Origin of the sequence: Segatella copri (assembly GCF_026015295.1) — a bacterium.
Lineage (GTDB): Bacteria > Bacteroidota > Bacteroidia > Bacteroidales > Bacteroidaceae > Prevotella > Prevotella copri_C.
This window is the reverse complement of record NZ_JAPDUW010000001.1, coordinates 1,198,239-1,213,875: the sequence shown is the minus strand read 5'-3', so window position 1 is coordinate 1,213,875 and position 15,637 is coordinate 1,198,239. Positions and strand designations below refer to the sequence as shown.

At 41.2% G+C, this 15,637-nt stretch carries 19 protein-coding genes, 1 tRNA gene and 1 pseudogene; 7 read left to right on the top strand and 14 right to left on the bottom strand.

What is annotated here, in order from left to right:
• Positions 1-59 precede the first annotated feature (59 nt).
• Positions 60-134: transfer RNA gene (locus ONT18_RS05235), tRNA-Arg, on the top strand.
• 600 nt (positions 135-734) lie between these two features.
• Entirely contained in the window at positions 735-2,147 is a 1,413-nt protein-coding gene (gene rhuM, locus ONT18_RS05230) for a RhuM family protein (protein ID WP_264904425.1), read from the top strand.
• A gap of 324 nt (positions 2,148-2,471) precedes the next feature.
• On the opposite strand, the gene ONT18_RS05225 is transcribed toward rhuM, so the two are convergent.
• The 11 genes and pseudogenes from ONT18_RS05225 to ONT18_RS05175 form a co-directional block, all read right to left on the bottom strand.
• Positions 2,472-2,912: a ribonuclease H gene (locus tag ONT18_RS05225; protein ID WP_264904424.1), complete on the bottom strand. Its 441-nt coding sequence runs from the start codon at positions 2,910-2,912 to the stop codon at positions 2,472-2,474.
• A 2-nt stretch (positions 2,913-2,914) separates the two neighbouring features.
• Entirely contained in the window at positions 2,915-3,595 is a 681-nt protein-coding gene (locus tag ONT18_RS05220) for a DNA alkylation repair protein (RefSeq protein ID WP_264904423.1), read from the bottom strand.
• 45 nt (positions 3,596-3,640) lie between these two features.
• Positions 3,641-4,156, bottom strand: coding sequence for a pyridoxamine 5'-phosphate oxidase family protein (locus tag ONT18_RS05215; protein WP_264904422.1), 516 nt, complete (start codon positions 4,154-4,156; stop codon positions 3,641-3,643).
• A 26-nt stretch (positions 4,157-4,182) separates the two neighbouring features.
• Positions 4,183-4,851: pseudogene (locus ONT18_RS17395) on the bottom strand (AlkZ-related protein).
• A gap of 179 nt (positions 4,852-5,030) precedes the next feature.
• Entirely contained in the window at positions 5,031-5,861 is an 831-nt protein-coding gene (locus tag ONT18_RS05205; RefSeq protein WP_238405716.1) for a nucleotidyl transferase AbiEii/AbiGii toxin family protein, read from the bottom strand.
• Positions 5,858-6,484, bottom strand: a complete 627-nt coding sequence (locus tag ONT18_RS05200) for a type IV toxin-antitoxin system AbiEi family antitoxin domain-containing protein (protein ID WP_117728316.1) — start codon at positions 6,482-6,484, stop codon at positions 5,858-5,860. Before ONT18_RS05200 ends, ONT18_RS05205 begins: the two co-directional genes overlap by 4 nt.
• Positions 6,485-6,850: 366 nt before the next feature.
• Complete coding sequence (locus ONT18_RS05195) at positions 6,851-7,591, bottom strand: YczE/YyaS/YitT family protein (protein ID WP_264904421.1); 741 nt, start codon at positions 7,589-7,591, stop codon at positions 6,851-6,853.
• Complete coding sequence (locus tag ONT18_RS05190) at positions 7,592-7,831, bottom strand: hypothetical protein (protein ID WP_153126210.1); 240 nt, start codon at positions 7,829-7,831, stop codon at positions 7,592-7,594.
• A 14-nt stretch (positions 7,832-7,845) separates the two neighbouring features.
• Positions 7,846-8,139 (bottom strand): DUF1294 domain-containing protein, encoded by a 294-nt coding sequence (locus ONT18_RS05185; protein WP_218459053.1) that lies wholly within the window; start codon positions 8,137-8,139, stop codon positions 7,846-7,848.
• 39 nt (positions 8,140-8,178) lie between these two features.
• The gene (gene trxA, locus ONT18_RS05180; RefSeq protein ID WP_022121765.1) at positions 8,179-8,478 is read right to left on the bottom strand and encodes a thioredoxin; all 300 of its coding nucleotides are present in this window, start codon (positions 8,476-8,478) and stop codon (positions 8,179-8,181) included.
• 2 nt (positions 8,479-8,480) lie between these two features.
• Positions 8,481-9,281: a YqiA/YcfP family alpha/beta fold hydrolase gene (locus ONT18_RS05175; RefSeq protein WP_218459052.1), complete on the bottom strand. Its 801-nt coding sequence runs from the start codon at positions 9,279-9,281 to the stop codon at positions 8,481-8,483.
• Between the two features lie 324 nt (positions 9,282-9,605).
• Here ONT18_RS05175 and ONT18_RS05170 point away from each other — a divergent pair, with 324 nt between their 5' ends.
• A complete protein-coding gene (locus tag ONT18_RS05170; protein ID WP_147350880.1) occupies positions 9,606-10,025 on the top strand; it encodes an HTH domain-containing protein in 420 nt (139 codons plus the stop codon).
• 182 nt (positions 10,026-10,207) lie between these two features.
• On the opposite strand, the gene ONT18_RS05165 is transcribed toward ONT18_RS05170, so the two are convergent.
• Together ONT18_RS05165 and ONT18_RS05160 are read right to left on the bottom strand one after the other, a co-directional pair.
• Positions 10,208-10,303, bottom strand: a complete 96-nt coding sequence (locus ONT18_RS05165) for a smalltalk protein (RefSeq protein WP_153072405.1) — start codon at positions 10,301-10,303, stop codon at positions 10,208-10,210.
• 95 nt (positions 10,304-10,398) lie between these two features.
• Entirely contained in the window at positions 10,399-11,073 is a 675-nt protein-coding gene (locus ONT18_RS05160; protein ID WP_218435473.1) for a DNA-binding protein, read from the bottom strand.
• Between the two features lie 1,136 nt (positions 11,074-12,209).
• On the opposite strand from ONT18_RS05160, the gene ONT18_RS05155 reads away from it, so the two are divergent.
• Both ONT18_RS05155 and ONT18_RS05150 read left to right on the top strand, forming a co-directional pair.
• Complete coding sequence (locus ONT18_RS05155) at positions 12,210-12,350, top strand: N-acetylmuramoyl-L-alanine amidase (protein ID WP_118082056.1); 141 nt, start codon at positions 12,210-12,212, stop codon at positions 12,348-12,350.
• A 266-nt stretch (positions 12,351-12,616) separates the two neighbouring features.
• A complete protein-coding gene (locus ONT18_RS05150; protein ID WP_006846641.1) occupies positions 12,617-13,417 on the top strand; it encodes a KilA-N domain-containing protein in 801 nt (266 codons plus the stop codon).
• Positions 13,418-13,518: 101 nt separating this feature from the next.
• On the opposite strand, the gene ONT18_RS05145 is transcribed toward ONT18_RS05150, so the two are convergent.
• Entirely contained in the window at positions 13,519-13,959 is a 441-nt protein-coding gene (locus ONT18_RS05145; protein WP_235305293.1) for a hypothetical protein, read from the bottom strand.
• Between the two features lie 443 nt (positions 13,960-14,402).
• Between ONT18_RS05145 and ONT18_RS05140 the strand changes: the two genes are divergently transcribed.
• On the top strand, positions 14,403-14,528 hold the full coding sequence (locus tag ONT18_RS05140; protein WP_245403052.1) for an Abi family protein: 126 nt from the start codon (positions 14,403-14,405) through the stop codon (positions 14,526-14,528).
• A 304-nt stretch (positions 14,529-14,832) separates the two neighbouring features.
• Complete coding sequence (locus ONT18_RS05135; protein ID WP_264904420.1) at positions 14,833-15,633, top strand: pilus assembly protein N-terminal domain-containing protein; 801 nt, start codon at positions 14,833-14,835, stop codon at positions 15,631-15,633.
• Positions 15,634-15,637 lie beyond the last annotated feature (4 nt).

Below are 15,637 nucleotides of genomic sequence, written 5' to 3'. Positions count from 1 at the left end.
AAATAAGAAAAGTGGCTGATTGCGTTATTGGTTAGCTGGTTTGCGTTTTGAAAAGTGTTGGTTCCGTAGCTCAGTTGGATTAGAGCAACAGCCTTCTAAGCTGTGGGTCTTGGGTTCGAACCCCAACGGAATCACTATAATAAGCAAAATGAAACTTATTTGTACAAAATAGCGTGAGAGAACAATAGTAGTAAGTTGCTTATTCATAGGTACTTATCTCTGTTGTTCTTTTTTTGTTTTTAAATATATTTTATCACTTATTCCTCTTTTATGTACTCTTTTTTTTTTGTAAATAGCTGTTAATCAATATGTTATGAATTTGACGTATTGAGAAATCATCCATGTCTGTTACAAATGTGTTATCAAAAAGCGCTGATGTCAGCTCTCGAATAAACACTACCATGTGAAGTGATAACGTTTTTCAGCCGCCCGGCGCAAGTCCATAGGAGGTGATCATCGTGATAAGTACCTCGGTGCCTGTTTCCCTGATGAAGGTCTCCCTTCGGTTGCGGATGCGGTTGTCCTCTTCTTCTGTAATAACGTAAGGGGCATTGGTATATTGCATCGTCTTGATAAGTGATAAAATTAATATATTCTGATATGTTTCTTTCTTTTTGCATAAATAACATTAAAAATCATACTTCTTATAAATGATTAGGGGCGATTTTCATCTTTTTTTTGTATTTTTGCTATTCAATATTGTAGAACGTCAATACAAAAGAAACGGAAAAGATATGGATGAGAATAATGAGCCTGACATGCGTCCGACATTCGAAGAAATTCGGAAAGTGGATGATAACGGGAAAGAATACTGGAGTTCACGCGAACTTTGTAATGCGATGGGCTATTCGGGATATTGGAAATTCCAGAATGTAATAGACAAGGCAATCAAGGTTGCCAGTGAAAAAGGTATGGATATAGATGACCATTTCAACCACGTGGTTGAAATGGTTAAGCTGGGTAGTGGATCGTTTCGCAAGGTCGAAGCTTTCCATCTATCCCGTATGGCCTGTATGATTATTTCTGAGAATGCTGATTCAAGGAAGTTATTGGTGAAGCAGGCAAGAGCCTATTTTTCTCAATCCGTATCTACAACAGAACTTATGCAGAACTCGCTGGAATCCAATATCTTACTGTATAAGACTGCACAAGGTGAAACTCGCATTGAAGTGATTTTCAACAACGAAACTTTTTGGATGTCACAGAAAAAGATGGCTGCTTTGTTTGGTGTTGACGTAAGAACAATCTGCTATCATATTGGGCAGATTTACGAGACTGGAGAATTGGATAAAATGGCAACTATCCGAAAAATTGGGATAGTTCAAACCGAAGGAGAGCGTGATGTTGAGCGTGCTCCATTGTTCTACAATCTTGATGTTATCATCGCTGTTGGTTATCGAGTGAACAGCTATCAGGCAACCCAATTCCGTATATGGGCAACTTCTGTATTGAAGGAGTTCATCATTAAGGGTTATGTCTTGGATGATGAACGTCTGAAACAAGGTAAGCACTTCGGCAAGGATTATTTTGACGATTTGCTGGAACGTATCCGTGAAATCCGCACTTCTGAACGCAGATACTACCAGAAGATAACTGATATTTATGCAGAGTGTAGTGCAGATTATGATGCAAAGGCTGAAAGTACCAAACTCTTCTATAAGATGGTGCAGAATATGATGCACCTGGCGGTTACCAATCATACGGCAGCCGAGATCGTCTATGAGCGAGCTGATGCGGAAATGCCTCACATGGGCTTGACTACATGGAAGAAAGCACCGGATGGAAGAGTTCAGAAATCTGATACGATAGTCGCAAAGAACTATCTTTCTGATGAAGAATTGTCTCAGCTCAACGCAATAACAACAAGTTTCCTGGATCTCGCAGAATCTCGTGCAAGACGACACATTGTTACTACGATGGAGGATTGGAAGAATCGCCTGAAGCTGTTGCTTGAAACTATGGACTATGATGCTAAGAGTAGTGCAGGTAAGGTTTCGCAAGAAGAAGCCAGAGAAAAGGCTTATTCTGAGTATGAGAAATATAAGGTTATTCAAGATCGTTCCTATATCTCGGATTTCGACCGATTCAATAGTGGAAATGATGATGATACTCCATTGCTTCCATTTGACATTGATCCAAAAGAATAGGGGTTGAGTATGGCGCTTGAATTATGTCATAGTAGTACTGTCTTATCTTATATAAGAAAATTAACGCAATGAAATGCTCCAAAAACATATAAGATGAAAATGTAAAAAGTTATGGAAAATGTGAATTATCTCCGTAACTTTTTACATAAGCCACTCACTTTTTGTGTTATTGAGTTTCCCTCAGTTCTTCTATGAGATTTTCAAGAATATAATCATCGCTCATAAGCTGTAAACCATATTTGGGGTCAGACATTTTGAATAACCGGAAATCCTTAATGACCTTAATGACCGTGACCTTAATGACCGGAAAACGCCCCTAAACATTTATTTGTTTTTCTGATGAAACTCCTTCCTTGTCTTAGCCATTGCTTCCGTAGCCCTATCGTGGGTCTCTATCAGCAATGGACTCTTGTGATATTGCACAATCTTGACCCCGACTGAGTTGTGCCTTTTCTTTTCCTCGATGCATTGAATGATCAAGTCCGGGTTGGCAGACTTTGATGTTGGAGCTTTGTCAAAGTTCTGAATATAGGCAGCATTGGTCAGGAAGAGAATGTCGGAACCCTCCGGGATTTCCTGCATTACCTTCACCATGAGGGTTAGCATCATGCGGAACTCAGTGGTGTGTAGGTCGCTGATTACATCACGGCTGATGATGTTGCCGTTATGCTCAATTACAACGGCAGCACCACCAGCTCGCTCTTTATGGCCATAATCACATGAACCACCTATCCAAACATAATATGTAGAAGTATCTTGTGTCATAATTATTTTATCTTCAATGTCCGCAGATATTCCTTCTGCTCGGGCGTGATTCTGTAGCTCTCGATAGCCTTCTGGATGGTCTTGTTGTGCGTCCAGGGTGCAAGGCGGCGTTGCTCGATGTAGGGAATCGTTGCGTCCCATTGCTTGGCAAGAGCCGTGGCGAAGAACCAGGCTATCATCATTTTTACGTAATACTCTTCGCTCCTTACTGATGCAGGAATTTCAAGATATTCTGCCTTGAAGTCTTTATCCAGATAATGAGACATAAGCACCTCTATTCCAAAGCGACAAGTATAAACGTGTGATGATTTACTCCAAGTCTTGATTTTCGTTAACAGCTCCTTCTTGTGTTTGGCAAACACCTTCGGAGACATGATGTCGCACACTGCCCAGTTGTCCACGAAAGGCAGGAATCTGTCTGTAAGACGAATGCATTCCTCGTAGTCCTTCACCTCGGAAATGAGGAGTCCGTGAAGCATGTTCTCGTCGTAGTATTCGTGAGGAAGCTGATGAAGGAAATCTTTGCATTCTGACTCCTTTGTAAATTCTTTTGCGAACTTGCGGAGCACAGGCACACGAATGCCTATGAAACTTTCCATAGGCACTCCCGGTGTCAGTTTAGCCTGGAAAGCAGCATACTGCTTATCCTGCATGGCGAACAGTCTTTCTTGAAGTGAAGTCATAAATTCTTTGTTTTATAATGCAACATAGAAGGAGCAATTGCCTCTTTATTCCATTCTGCCATATTTCATTTCCACGCCTTCCTTATCATATTGTTTGCGCTTTCCGGTTGGAGGCTCAGTGAGCGTGATGCGAACAACAGCCGTGCGTGATAGGGAACGGGCGATGCTCTGGTCGAAAGCATCCATGTGTTGAGGAAGAAAGCGTTCACAGATTAGTCGGAGACCATGAATCTTCTCTGCTTCATCTGACACGATTTCTGCCTTGCCGAATGCAATGGCTGATTTGAACTGCAGGGTGAAACTGCCGTCCTTCGGACCAACCGTAGGCGCACAACGGGTTACGGCTGAAAGGCAGACCTCGGGATGAGCCTTGATTGCCTCCAATTTCTTGCCTTCCAAGGCACCATGAAAATACCAGTTCACATCATCATCAGATGCGAGCGAAAGAGGTAAACCGTAAGGATTGCCGTCTTCGTCAATAAAACTGACAGTTATATACGGAGCCTTGTGCATTACTTCCAATGCCCACCCACTATCCATTGCTCTTGATTCCTTTCTCATTTTTATCCTAATTATTTTGATTATTTTTATCCTATTAATTTAATGATCTGTTTATCCGAGGTATCAGGCAGGATTTCTTTCAGATGCTCGAAAATCCTCTGATAAGACTCTTCGGGAGTTCGGTTGCATTGGCAAACCTCCCTGCCATAGAGATCTTCGGGAGTATTAAGCAGCGACCAACCCCAGCCATATTCGTGATTGTGCTTGTCACGAGGATAGATGAAATCCTCGGTCACGATGTAAGTTGCCATTTCCAGTCGGGTGAGATAACCGTCAAACTTGCTTCTCATTCCCTTGCCCGTGAAACCGCAGGCTGCGCGAAGTTCTCTTGTGATGAGACTGCCGGTAGATTGAAGCGTGCAGAGAATGGCTCCTTCTATCGATTATTCATCCGGACGGGGGTATTTGCTTCTTCTATAGTTACAGAAGTCCGGCCACCATTCCTGGCTGATGAATCCCGCTTTCTTGTTGAAGAACTTTCCGTACATACACGGCATTTCCTGCACAATCTCGCCCTTCCATTTCCATAATGGCCAGTCCCAACCGCCTTCAGGAAGTCTTACGTAACCGCAATCCTCCGCCACGATGTCTTCGGCAGAGAATCCTTCAATGCCGCTGTCGAGGAGGGGGAGGAAGCCGATTTTCTGAATCAGCTCCATCATGCCTGTTGCTGAATATATTTCTGGAAAATTCATGTTCATTTTATATTTTATCCTGTGTACTTAAACACTTTGACAATATCCTTGTCGCCACCCACAAGCTGGCTGCATCTGTTCAGCATTCCGGTGTCAGAGAAACCGCATTTCTCCATGACTCTTCCCGATGCAGGATTGCCTGTAAAATGGTCTACCCAGATGTTTTCTAAATGTTTCTTTCATTCAAATCTGATCATTTTTGCAAGTTCCATAAAATAGTCATTCGACCAAATATCCAACTCTTTGGGATTCCTGACAAAAGGCAATACGTCTGCCTTTATTTGATTCATGTCTGCCGTGGCAAGTCTTTCATTCAGTTTTTGAAGGAACGTCTCCTTGTCAAGCTCTTCGTGATTGAACTGTAAGGCTCTTTCGCACAAGTGAGTAAAGTCAAGAGGAACATTGTGGCGAACATACCATTCGAAGTCATACCAATCACGTCCCTTGACTCTGTTCTTCCAGGCACGATACACCAGTGCATGCATCTTTCCTGCAAAGAGGGCTGGCAAAGTGAAACATCGTGTCATGAAAGATTGGGGGAGCAGAAGCAACTTCTGTTCTGTTTGGAATTTCAAAGGAGGTTGAGTATCAACTTCAATCTTGATCTTGACAGATTTCTCAGTTTGGAATGTAATGTCATATACATCTGTGTTGTCTTTCAGAAAGGCAGACTCCACTTTTCCAAAGTTCTTTTTGTCCTTCTTTCTGATTTCAACCTCTCTACCTACCATAGCGAATTGGTCAATGATGGGCTGAAAATAATGTGTAAAATCAAAGTTTTCATTCGGAGCAAGCAGGGAAAAATCCATATCCTCAGAGAAACGATGCAATCCATGGAATATACGTAGACATGTTCCACCATAGAAAGCTGCCTCGTTGAAAAAGCCACCATTGTAAAGACCAGAAAGAATAATCTGCTGGTTGACTTCAAAGATAGCATTGCGCTTTTGCAGCTCGGTCGTTATGTCATAGCTCGAAAGCATTTGATTGAATATCTCGTTTGTGTTCATTTCCTTAAATATTTAATTAGAGTTTCTATGGATTTAGACTTTTTTCCAACCTGAGCATATCGTTCAAATATACTTATGTCCATATTTCTGAAATCATCTATTTCCATTCGGATGTCCTCCTCCAGATAGTTCTCTACATCCTTCTGGTAACGTAAATTAACCTTCGGAGAATTTGCGATTAAGTCACAGAGCGCTTTTTCTGGTGTTGCCATCAGAAAGGCGTAACTCTGCATGTTGATGCTTGTAATCCCTATTGAAAAGGCTTCTCTTGACATGTTCTTATACTCAAAACGCCCGACAGGAGTATCAAAACTACGGGAGTGCTTTAGTGTCATAGACTGAGTAGTGTAAACAGCTTCTGGTATTAATCCATAATAACGTAATGCTGTCTGCATTGACACATACGAAGGGGCATAAAGATGATTGGCTATCAGTTCTGTGGATAGAGCAACACGAGACACATTTGGGGCTACCACATAAAGCCCCTTCTTGAGTCGGATAATTTTATGAGCCGCCTCAAGACTGCGTACTTTCTGATTCCCTGCTTCAATATTTGTAAACAATGAAGCTATAGCTGAAGTACTGACTGGTATGTTACCTATATGTTCTAAATCCATTATCATGGTGCAAAAATAGTAAAAATTGGAATAGAAAACGAACTTTTATTTGTTTTTCTGTTCTATTTTTGACTATTTTAACAAGTCGCTTAGTCAGACCGTTAAACATTGATGCAGAAATCAGACTACATACTCCGAGTCTGAATAGTGCTCCTATTCCATAGCTTTCTCATTGCCCACATCAGAATTGCATCTTCGGCTGAGCCTTGCCAGATAGGATAATGTACTCCATCTGGTTCAAACAACTTCTTTTGAAGATGTGAACAGAGATTTATTTTTATCCTTTGTACTTAAACACTTTAACCATATCCTTGTCACCACCCACAAGCTAAAATTCTTTCTGTTTCCATTTTTATTCATATTTAGAAAAACTTACATCTGTCTTTTTATGTATCGGGCAAGTCCGTAAACATATCTTCGGCAACCTGGACGATAGTGGAGCAGGCGGTCGAACCATGCAAGATGTTTGTTGAATAGGCGAACTGTAACACCTACATAGACCATGGCGAAGAGCGTTCCGATGCCCACGATCTCCCATTTCCATGAACCGAGAAGCAGGAAACAGAACAAGACGGCCAAGACCACGAGCGTGATGTCCACCCGAATCTTGGCTTTAGGGAAAGGCCAGCCGGTAACCTTGTGAATGGCGATGGAAATGCCCTCGCCAGGCATGGTTACTGAGCCGCACTTCACCTCCATGGCAATTCCGAAACCGAGGATGGTGCAACCGGCAATCTGCACAAGGGCATTGACCAGGATATTTTCTGAAATCATCCACTGTGTAAGCACCATATTGAGGTCTATGAACATTCCGAAGATAAAGCCGATTGCGAGCTGGAAGAGTTGCACCCACTCGAAGTTTCTTCTCAGAATCAGAATCTGCAGCACCACGAAGATCGCATTCATCATGATGGTGTAGCCGCCGATAGTCCATCCTGGGATGTAATCAAGCATCTTACCTGCCGAAGCCATCACGTAAGGGATGGTGGAAATAACGCTTGAACCTAACTGACTTCGCACACATGCTGCGACTCCGAAAGTCATTACATAGAGCGAAACGAGCAGCAGAATATGCTGCCATACAAAAGATATAACTTCTTCTTTCTTAATCATTTATATTATTTTCTTAATCAATTCGTTCAGTTTATCCTCTCTGATAATCTTCGGCTGAGCCTTGCCAGCGAGAATGAGAATCTTTTTACCATTACGATAAATATGAAGCTGTCGTGAGCGAACCACGGCAGTCAACTCCTCATCATTCTGCATGGCTTGCCAGATAGGATAATATACTCCCTCAGGTTCAAACAACTTCTTTTGAAGATGCGAACAGAGGTTTGTTGTATCAATTGTCATTGCCATAATTTTCTTCAAACTATTTGTTTCCAAAGATTCATGTGCAAATACGCCATCAGCGCAATCTGTATCAGCAGAATGGCAGGAATGCCGTATTTGAATTTCTTGTGCATCGTCTTATGGTGCCAGACTTTCATTCCCATCCATGCCCCGACGCTTCCTCCAATGACAGCCAGCAATAAAAGCGTTACTTCCGGAATGCGCCATTTGGCTTTCTTTGCCTTGTACTTATCAATGCCATACACGATGAATGCAACTGCATTGATAGCAAGGAGATAGTAGGCGAGGTAACTATGTAATGTATTCATGCTCATTTTCCTATTTTACTCCTTTATTCTTTTCATCTGTTATATCAAGAATGGATCAAGCGTAGCCAGAAGTTCGGCTTTATCTACCACACCGCTTGTGCGCCACAATACTTCTCCGTTGCGGAAGAGCATCAGCGTAGGCACGGATTGGATACGGTATTGGCTTGCTGTTACGCCGTACTTGTCCACATCCACCTTGATGATTCGGATGCGGTCGCCCAACACACTCTTCACCTGCTCCAGAATGGGGTGCATCGCCTTGCAAGGTTGGCACCAAGTAGCAAAGAAATCGACCAGAACAAGCTGGCCACTGTTTATTACATTATTGAATGTCTCCATAATTATCTGTCTATTTCCGTGAAACGATTGAAAGTTCTGCCGTCCCTTGTAACTTTCCCGAAGAACATCTTTTCTGGTCTTACCCAATAGGCTTGGTCTCCATAGAGAGCCTGATAAACCACCATGCGCTCCTGAGTCTCGGAGTCGAAGGCAGAATGGATGAATTTATATTTGCCGCCCTTAAAGTGCTGGAAATATCTTTCTTCCTTTGTAGAAAACTCCATCAGCATTTTCTGGGCAAGGGGAGCGTACCAGGTCTTCACCTCCTGCTCTGTAGGCGTATGACCGCCAGGGAAATGGAAGGCTTGATTGTAATGCTGCAGGAAGAGAGGGGAGAAGTGAGCCAGGGTGTCCTGCTCACCAAAAAGTCCCCACACACGATCCTTATAATAGGGGTTGCAATGATCGAACTGCACGGCTTCCAGTTCCGCAAACTCCTCAATCAGCGCCTCGTCAATCACCAGCCGCTGATTGCCGTCCCTTCTCGGCGCCTTGTATTCATGCTCGCCGATTCGCTCCTTCAGAAACTCCGTCATCATGAAATACGGATTGCCCAGCAGGGCAGGAATGCCCACCACCGGAGCCAGCATCTGGGCGAGGAAAGAGCCGCAACTGTTGCCCAGAAGCAAGTCGGGCTGTTCCCGGTCGATGATGGAGCGAATCTCCTTCAGTGCCTCCTTGGGGTGTAAAGGGAGGTCGGGAGTCAACACCACCGCCGTCCCCTCAAACGCCTCTTTCAAGGCCCTCGCCATCGGACAGCTGCCCGTGGCGAAGAATCCGTGTAGGAATAATATCTTCTTCATGCTCTAATCATTTGATAATGATGCGCCTGTAATCTAGGGAGATAAGCCATGCTCAAACCCCATGTTGGCGCATTTTATTTCTGCAAAAATACAAAAAATATTCAGAAAAGTGATTTTATGGATGGATTTTGTTCGCTGCACGAACTTGATTTAACCTTATTTTATAAGATAGAGGGCTATTTTGATAATCTGAAATCCTTAATGACCTTAATGACCGTGACCGAAAATGACCGGATTTAGGTATTGGAAAATGGAAATGGCAGAATGTCGCGTCTCATCATGAACCACCTTCAGTTTGAATTTAATCTTGTTCCGACAAAGGTAATGACTGATGATAAGGCAGCTTATATTGAAGCTCTTAATGCATCTCGAGAAGAAGAGTCGATGTTACCATTCCAGTCTTTCATGCTTCAAGAACATATCAAAAATCTTAAGGCTGAGATAGAACAGTATGAAAGATCTATGGATGATGATGTCGTGATAAATGTCGGGAAAAACTTAAAAAATGTCGGGAAAGAAAAACTGATTGAACTTTCTGAACGTCAGCAGAATATCATTTCAGTTGTTAAACTTCATCCGGAAATAACGATTCCGGAATTGGCGCAGAGAATGTCGGGAAAGAAAACTGTAACGACACGTACTATTGAAAGAGATATTGCTGCTCTTCAAGCCAAGGGAATCTTGAAACGTGAAGGCGGTAGAAAAAGTGGTAAATGGATAGTTGTAAACATCTGCCATACTTAACTATGCAGAGTCTTATAAGGAAGTTTTAGCTGTTGGTGTAAATGGTTATGAAGAAGCTGGTGATACAATTCTCGGCAGAAACGAAAAAGACCGCTCTCCTCGGGGAATATCTCTGAGGTGAGCGGTCGATTTTCATTTTTATGGATGAGTCTGCTTATTATAAAAGGTGGACTCCATGTTCTTTATCCCATGCAGCTCGTAACTCCGAGCGTAGTAGCGATAGCGGTCAGTATGCTGATGGCTATCTGAAGAATTGTTTTCCAAGTGTTCGCTTTCATCTTTTTTAGTGTTTAATGTTTAGTGTTTCATGTTTACTTTTTGTGGGCGGATAGGCTGGGCTAGGGGCTAGCACCCTAGCCAGTCTATCCTTGGGCTATTCAAGGCCGTCGCCAGTATCGTCCTTGCCGGTAGTACCGCCGCCTGATTCAGAGCCTTGACCATCGCTGCCGGTCTGACCGGTGTTTGAACCACCTGGGGTAGAACCGCCTGGCGTATTATCCGGAGTAGTTGGCGCGTTGAGGTCAACGTTGGTCTTACCCTCCTTAATCGCCTTGATAACGGCTGCCTGAGCACTGCGGCTGGCTACGAGGTTAAACTCGGCGTCATCGCGAAGGTTCTTGAACTCCTGACCAGGCTCCCACTGAACCTTCACGCCGGTGATGTTCTGCGAGGTGAACTTGTCGGCATCCTCGGCACCCTTTGAGGTGAGAAGGAGAGAGAAATCACCAAGATCGCCCAGACGGATTTTCTTGCCCTCGAGCAACATCTCACGCATGCAGTCTACGGCGATGTAGAGGATGGCGCTGATGTCAGCTCTCGAATAAACGCTACCATGTGAAGTGATGTGCTTGGCAAACTTCTCGATGGTCATGATGTCAGTGTACTGTGAGATGGCGAAAGCATTCTGCTTCTCAGTCTTCACGAGTTCCAGGTCCTTTGGGTCAGGGGTTGTACCCTCCTTCTTTGCCTGGTTGATGCGTGACTTCGCCTGGTTGATTTCCAGAAGATTTGCGTTCACGCTACGCATTACGATGCTGTAATTAATCATAGTTGTTTGTAGTATGTTTAGAGTCCTTTGTTTTGCAACTCCCCAGAACGCCCCGTTCTTGCCGTTTTCGGGGTCTTCATTGATGACCGGCGCCTGCCATCATTTATGACCCGTGTTGGTCTTAATAGAAGACCCGAGCAAGGCATAAAAGGCTGTTCTTTCGATTGCCGGTGCAAAGATACAACATTTTTGGGCAGAATACAAGCTTTCACCCTAACTTTCTATGCGAGAAAGGCTATAAGTAGCTGTAATACAATAAGTTCTATTGATTTTCTATCTGAACTTTATTGCAAATAACAGAAAAACGCAGAAAAAATACAATGGAGAACAAAGAAAGGCAAAAGCGGTCATTTCCGGTCATGGTCATTTTCGGTCATTTTCAAAATGAGTTGGGTCATTTTGAGCTATAGTAAATATAAATATTATTTATATTATACTATAGATGACCTTTTCTCCCCCGAAACGAAAATGACCGGAAATGACCATGACCGAAAATGACCGGAATATAATCTTCATAGTGATGGGAGATAATAAATTGTTAGATGCGCTAAAGTGTTGGCTATTAATGTTATATATGATTTGTGTGTAGTCTTGCTATAATTGTGTATGTATAAAATAATCTACATTCATCAGGCTCATATTTGTACCTTATTGTTCTTCTTTTGCCCTTTTTCTACCTGTCATTTCTTCTATTTTTGTCAAAAATACCTACCTTTGGAGCATGATTTCGAGTCCGAGGAGGGGCATTTTTTGCCCATACTAGAGGGGGTAAAATACCTTCCTAACCCCCATATTTTGCATTTTTCCGTTAAATAACGTGATAAAATTCTTTGGTTTGCCAACTTTTTATTATCTTTGCTATCAATTAACAAAATATTGACGTAGCAATAGTCCGAAAAGCTAGAAACTACATAATAACAATACTGAGGCGAAAAGTGGTAACTTGTTGTTATACAACTATTTAGTATGTATATTTCGTATGTGAAGAGAAGTCCGCATGTTGGATTATGAATAAAATATATATTTACATTTAAGATACTTGAATCCGCTTTTTATGCATTTTTCCAATACCTGTTTTCAGCGATGAAAAACGGAAAAATCTGAGTTTCCCGATTACCAAAACGCGTTTTTAGCCCATGAATAGCCGATTTTGCTCTTTAATTCATGCCCTCATCGAGCAGCTGAAGGAGGAATATCCATTAGCCACGATTCATGGTCATAATGAATTTGCCAACAAAGCCTGTCCCTGCTTTAATGTGAAGAAGGAGTGGGGCTAACAGATAGGGAACGCGCTGCGTTCCCTATTTATACTTATTTTCCGATGCAACATGTGAATGTTGCTGATAGTATAGCTCTCTCTTGGATTTTTGGCTAAATGATATGCTAAATAATAATAAAATTGCTGCAAAGTAAGTCTGTTTTCAAAATTTTCAATTATCTTTGCTGATAGCAATTAAAATAGATAAAAGATATTAATCGAATAAAAGTCGTGTTGGTTATCAATATGTAACCACCGATTTGTATTATCTAAAAACTAAGGATTATGGCAAAGATAAAAGTTGAAAATACAGAAATATCTGTTGTTAATGTTCAAAATGAGGATTATATCTCTCTGACAGATATGGCACATAGCCAAATGCAAGAGCATATTATTTTCAGATGGATGAGCCTCAAAAGTACAATAGAATACCTCGGTGAATGGGAAAAGCTATATAATCCGAATTTTAATTGTACCGAATTCGATACAATTAAAAATGCAGCAGGAAGCAACAACTTCGTACTTTCTGTAAAGGCATGGATTCAAAGAACAGGTGCAATAGGCATCATGGCAAAAGCTGGCCGATATGGTGGAACTTATGCTCATCGAGACATTGCGTACCACTTTGGAATGTGGATTAGTCCTCGTTTCCAACTTTTGTTGGTAAAAGAGTATCAACGTCTTAAAGCTGATGAGCAGAAACAATTGTCATGGTCTGCCAAGCGGGAACTATCAAAGATAAACTATCGCATTCACACGGATGCTATCAAAGTAAATCTCATTCCTGCGGAAGTGACTCGTGAGCAAGCTGCCATGAAATATGCTGATGAAGCGGATGTACTCAACATAGCCATGTTCGGCATGACTGCGAAACAATGGCGTGAGCAGAATCCCGACAAGAAAGGCAACATTCGTGACTATGCCAGTATTAATGAACTTATCTGTCTCTCAAATATGGAGAATCTCAACGCTGTATTTATCAATGATGGTATGGCGCAGTCTGAGCGACTTATCAAACTCAATCAGATTGCCATTCAGCAGATGAAAATTCTTGAAGATACAGGAGGAAGAAACTTATTAAAATAAAGATTAATTTGGCAATAAAGGATAAGGATGGAAATACGGTGGGATGCATTTTTTATCAGATGCATCCCCCTATGTAAATCCATATATTTCTTGTAGCGGCTTTAAACTTTGTCTTCTATCTTTGTGAATAGGCATTTCCCTTTTCTATAATCGTTGGGAGAAATTCTTTTTTTGTCATCAAATTCTAATTTATAGTCTTCAACATCCCATTCCCAAGCTTCTAGCATTACATAATGTTGGTCATATAGAATCCAAATGAGTTTATCCCAAAGATAATTCGTTGCTTTAGGAACCATTGTGACTTTACTTCCGGGCTTACCACTTGGTCTATTTGCTTTTACCTGGTATCTTTGATGATTAAAAACAAAATCTGCACCTTTACTTACTGCGGTTTTATCCTGCATGTAATCAGAATAATCACTTTCTGACATTCCAACTAACATCGCTGCATCAAATTCAGATATAACAGAAGTAATCTGTGGCGCAACACCATATTTTGATTGCCATTGCAAGGCAATCTCAACAAGTTTATCTCTTAACATAATAATCCATTTCTTGATATTTGCTATATATTAAAAAACAGCAAAATTATTTCCCGATGCAACATGTGGATGTTGCTGATAGTTAAGCTTTTATCTTTTAAACGGTACAACTACCCTTTTTACAAGTGCAGAGAAAATGAACAACAAATGTAATATGCTTATTCTCAGTCTGTTAGCGATAAAGTTGTACCGTTCCTTTTAGCCTTTTTTTGTAAGATTCTGGAAACAAATGCAATGCATTGTTTCTCAGCCTCTTCCGTTTCTTGTGTTACAGAACGCTTATCTGGTTGCAAAGATACAGATTTATATTGGATTAGAGCAAACTATTATCTTAAAAAATATTATTCCACAGTTGCTTTTTTCGATAATTTTAATCGCACCACTTCATGTATCACAGTCAATGAGTTGCAGACAATGGGCAATGTGAACATGGTTTACATAATCTGAAAGCAGACAAGATACGCAAGCGCATATCGCATTACTTAGGCTTGCAACCAATTGTCTTAGAATCTTGGATAACGTCTTTGACACTGTTACGAAATGCCTACTGCCACCATTCAAGAGTGTAGAACAAAGTAAGCTCCGTCATGCCTGTCTCTCCAAGAAGAAAACCTTTGTAGAGCAAACCAATCACTCACCAAATGACTATGAGAAAGTGGCTTCTGACTCTATTGTTAAAGTACCATTGCAAACTGTACATGAACCAGAGGTTATTTGGAACGACAATAGTGACAAACAAGATGAACGGCTACGATAATAAGCCTGTATTGATGAAATAACACAAGGAATAAAATAATCTTGAAATCTCATGCAAGTTTTTGATTACTTTTGCGTTTATTGAATAGTTATAACCCTTTAATATTGAAGAAATGTATGAAAATTAAAATGATTCTTATTGCATTAACCGCTTTGCTATCTTTGGCAAGCTGTGGTGATGATGACTGTGGTATTCAACTCACACAAGACGAAATCATTGGTGACATAAATACTGGTAAAAAGATTGTGATTACCTCTCTTACCACCTATACGGAAAGTAGCAGCAAAGTTAATGTAAATGGAGCTAAAGGCAAAATATCAGCAACATCTTCCGATGAAAGTATAGCCAAAGTCTCGTGCTCAACAAATGAAGCAGAGAAAGAAATCTATGTAAGTGGTGTTTCTGTAGGAAATACCACTATCACCATAACCGATTCCGATGGAAATACTGCTGTATTAAAGGTTGAAGTAAAAGATTGGACGACTCTTTGGGAACTTAGTAGAACAATGTATGTGGTAGATAGAAAATGTTTTGTTGAAGGTGTTTCTTCTGAGGATTCTGCAACTATTGCAGCTGATGCCATAGAGAAAGACTCATACAATAAATATTATACAATACGTACTCGTGTTTATATTCCTTCTGGCCCTTATGCAACCAAGAGACTAACCATTACAGATGATAAAGGAAATGTCCGCATGGATGGAATTCTTAAGATTCAACCAAATGCTGATAACTCCGAAGTTTGGCATTTATTACCTATTGGTAATTATACGGAAGTCGTTTTGGCTACATTTTACTATGACCAAAAAAGTATAGTCAAAGATGTGACAGGTTATTATAAAACGGCATATCCTAAGATTAAGAAAGTTGAGCTACATGCCATTTGCGCAATAGAGGAATTGGAGCCGGACAAATAATTGA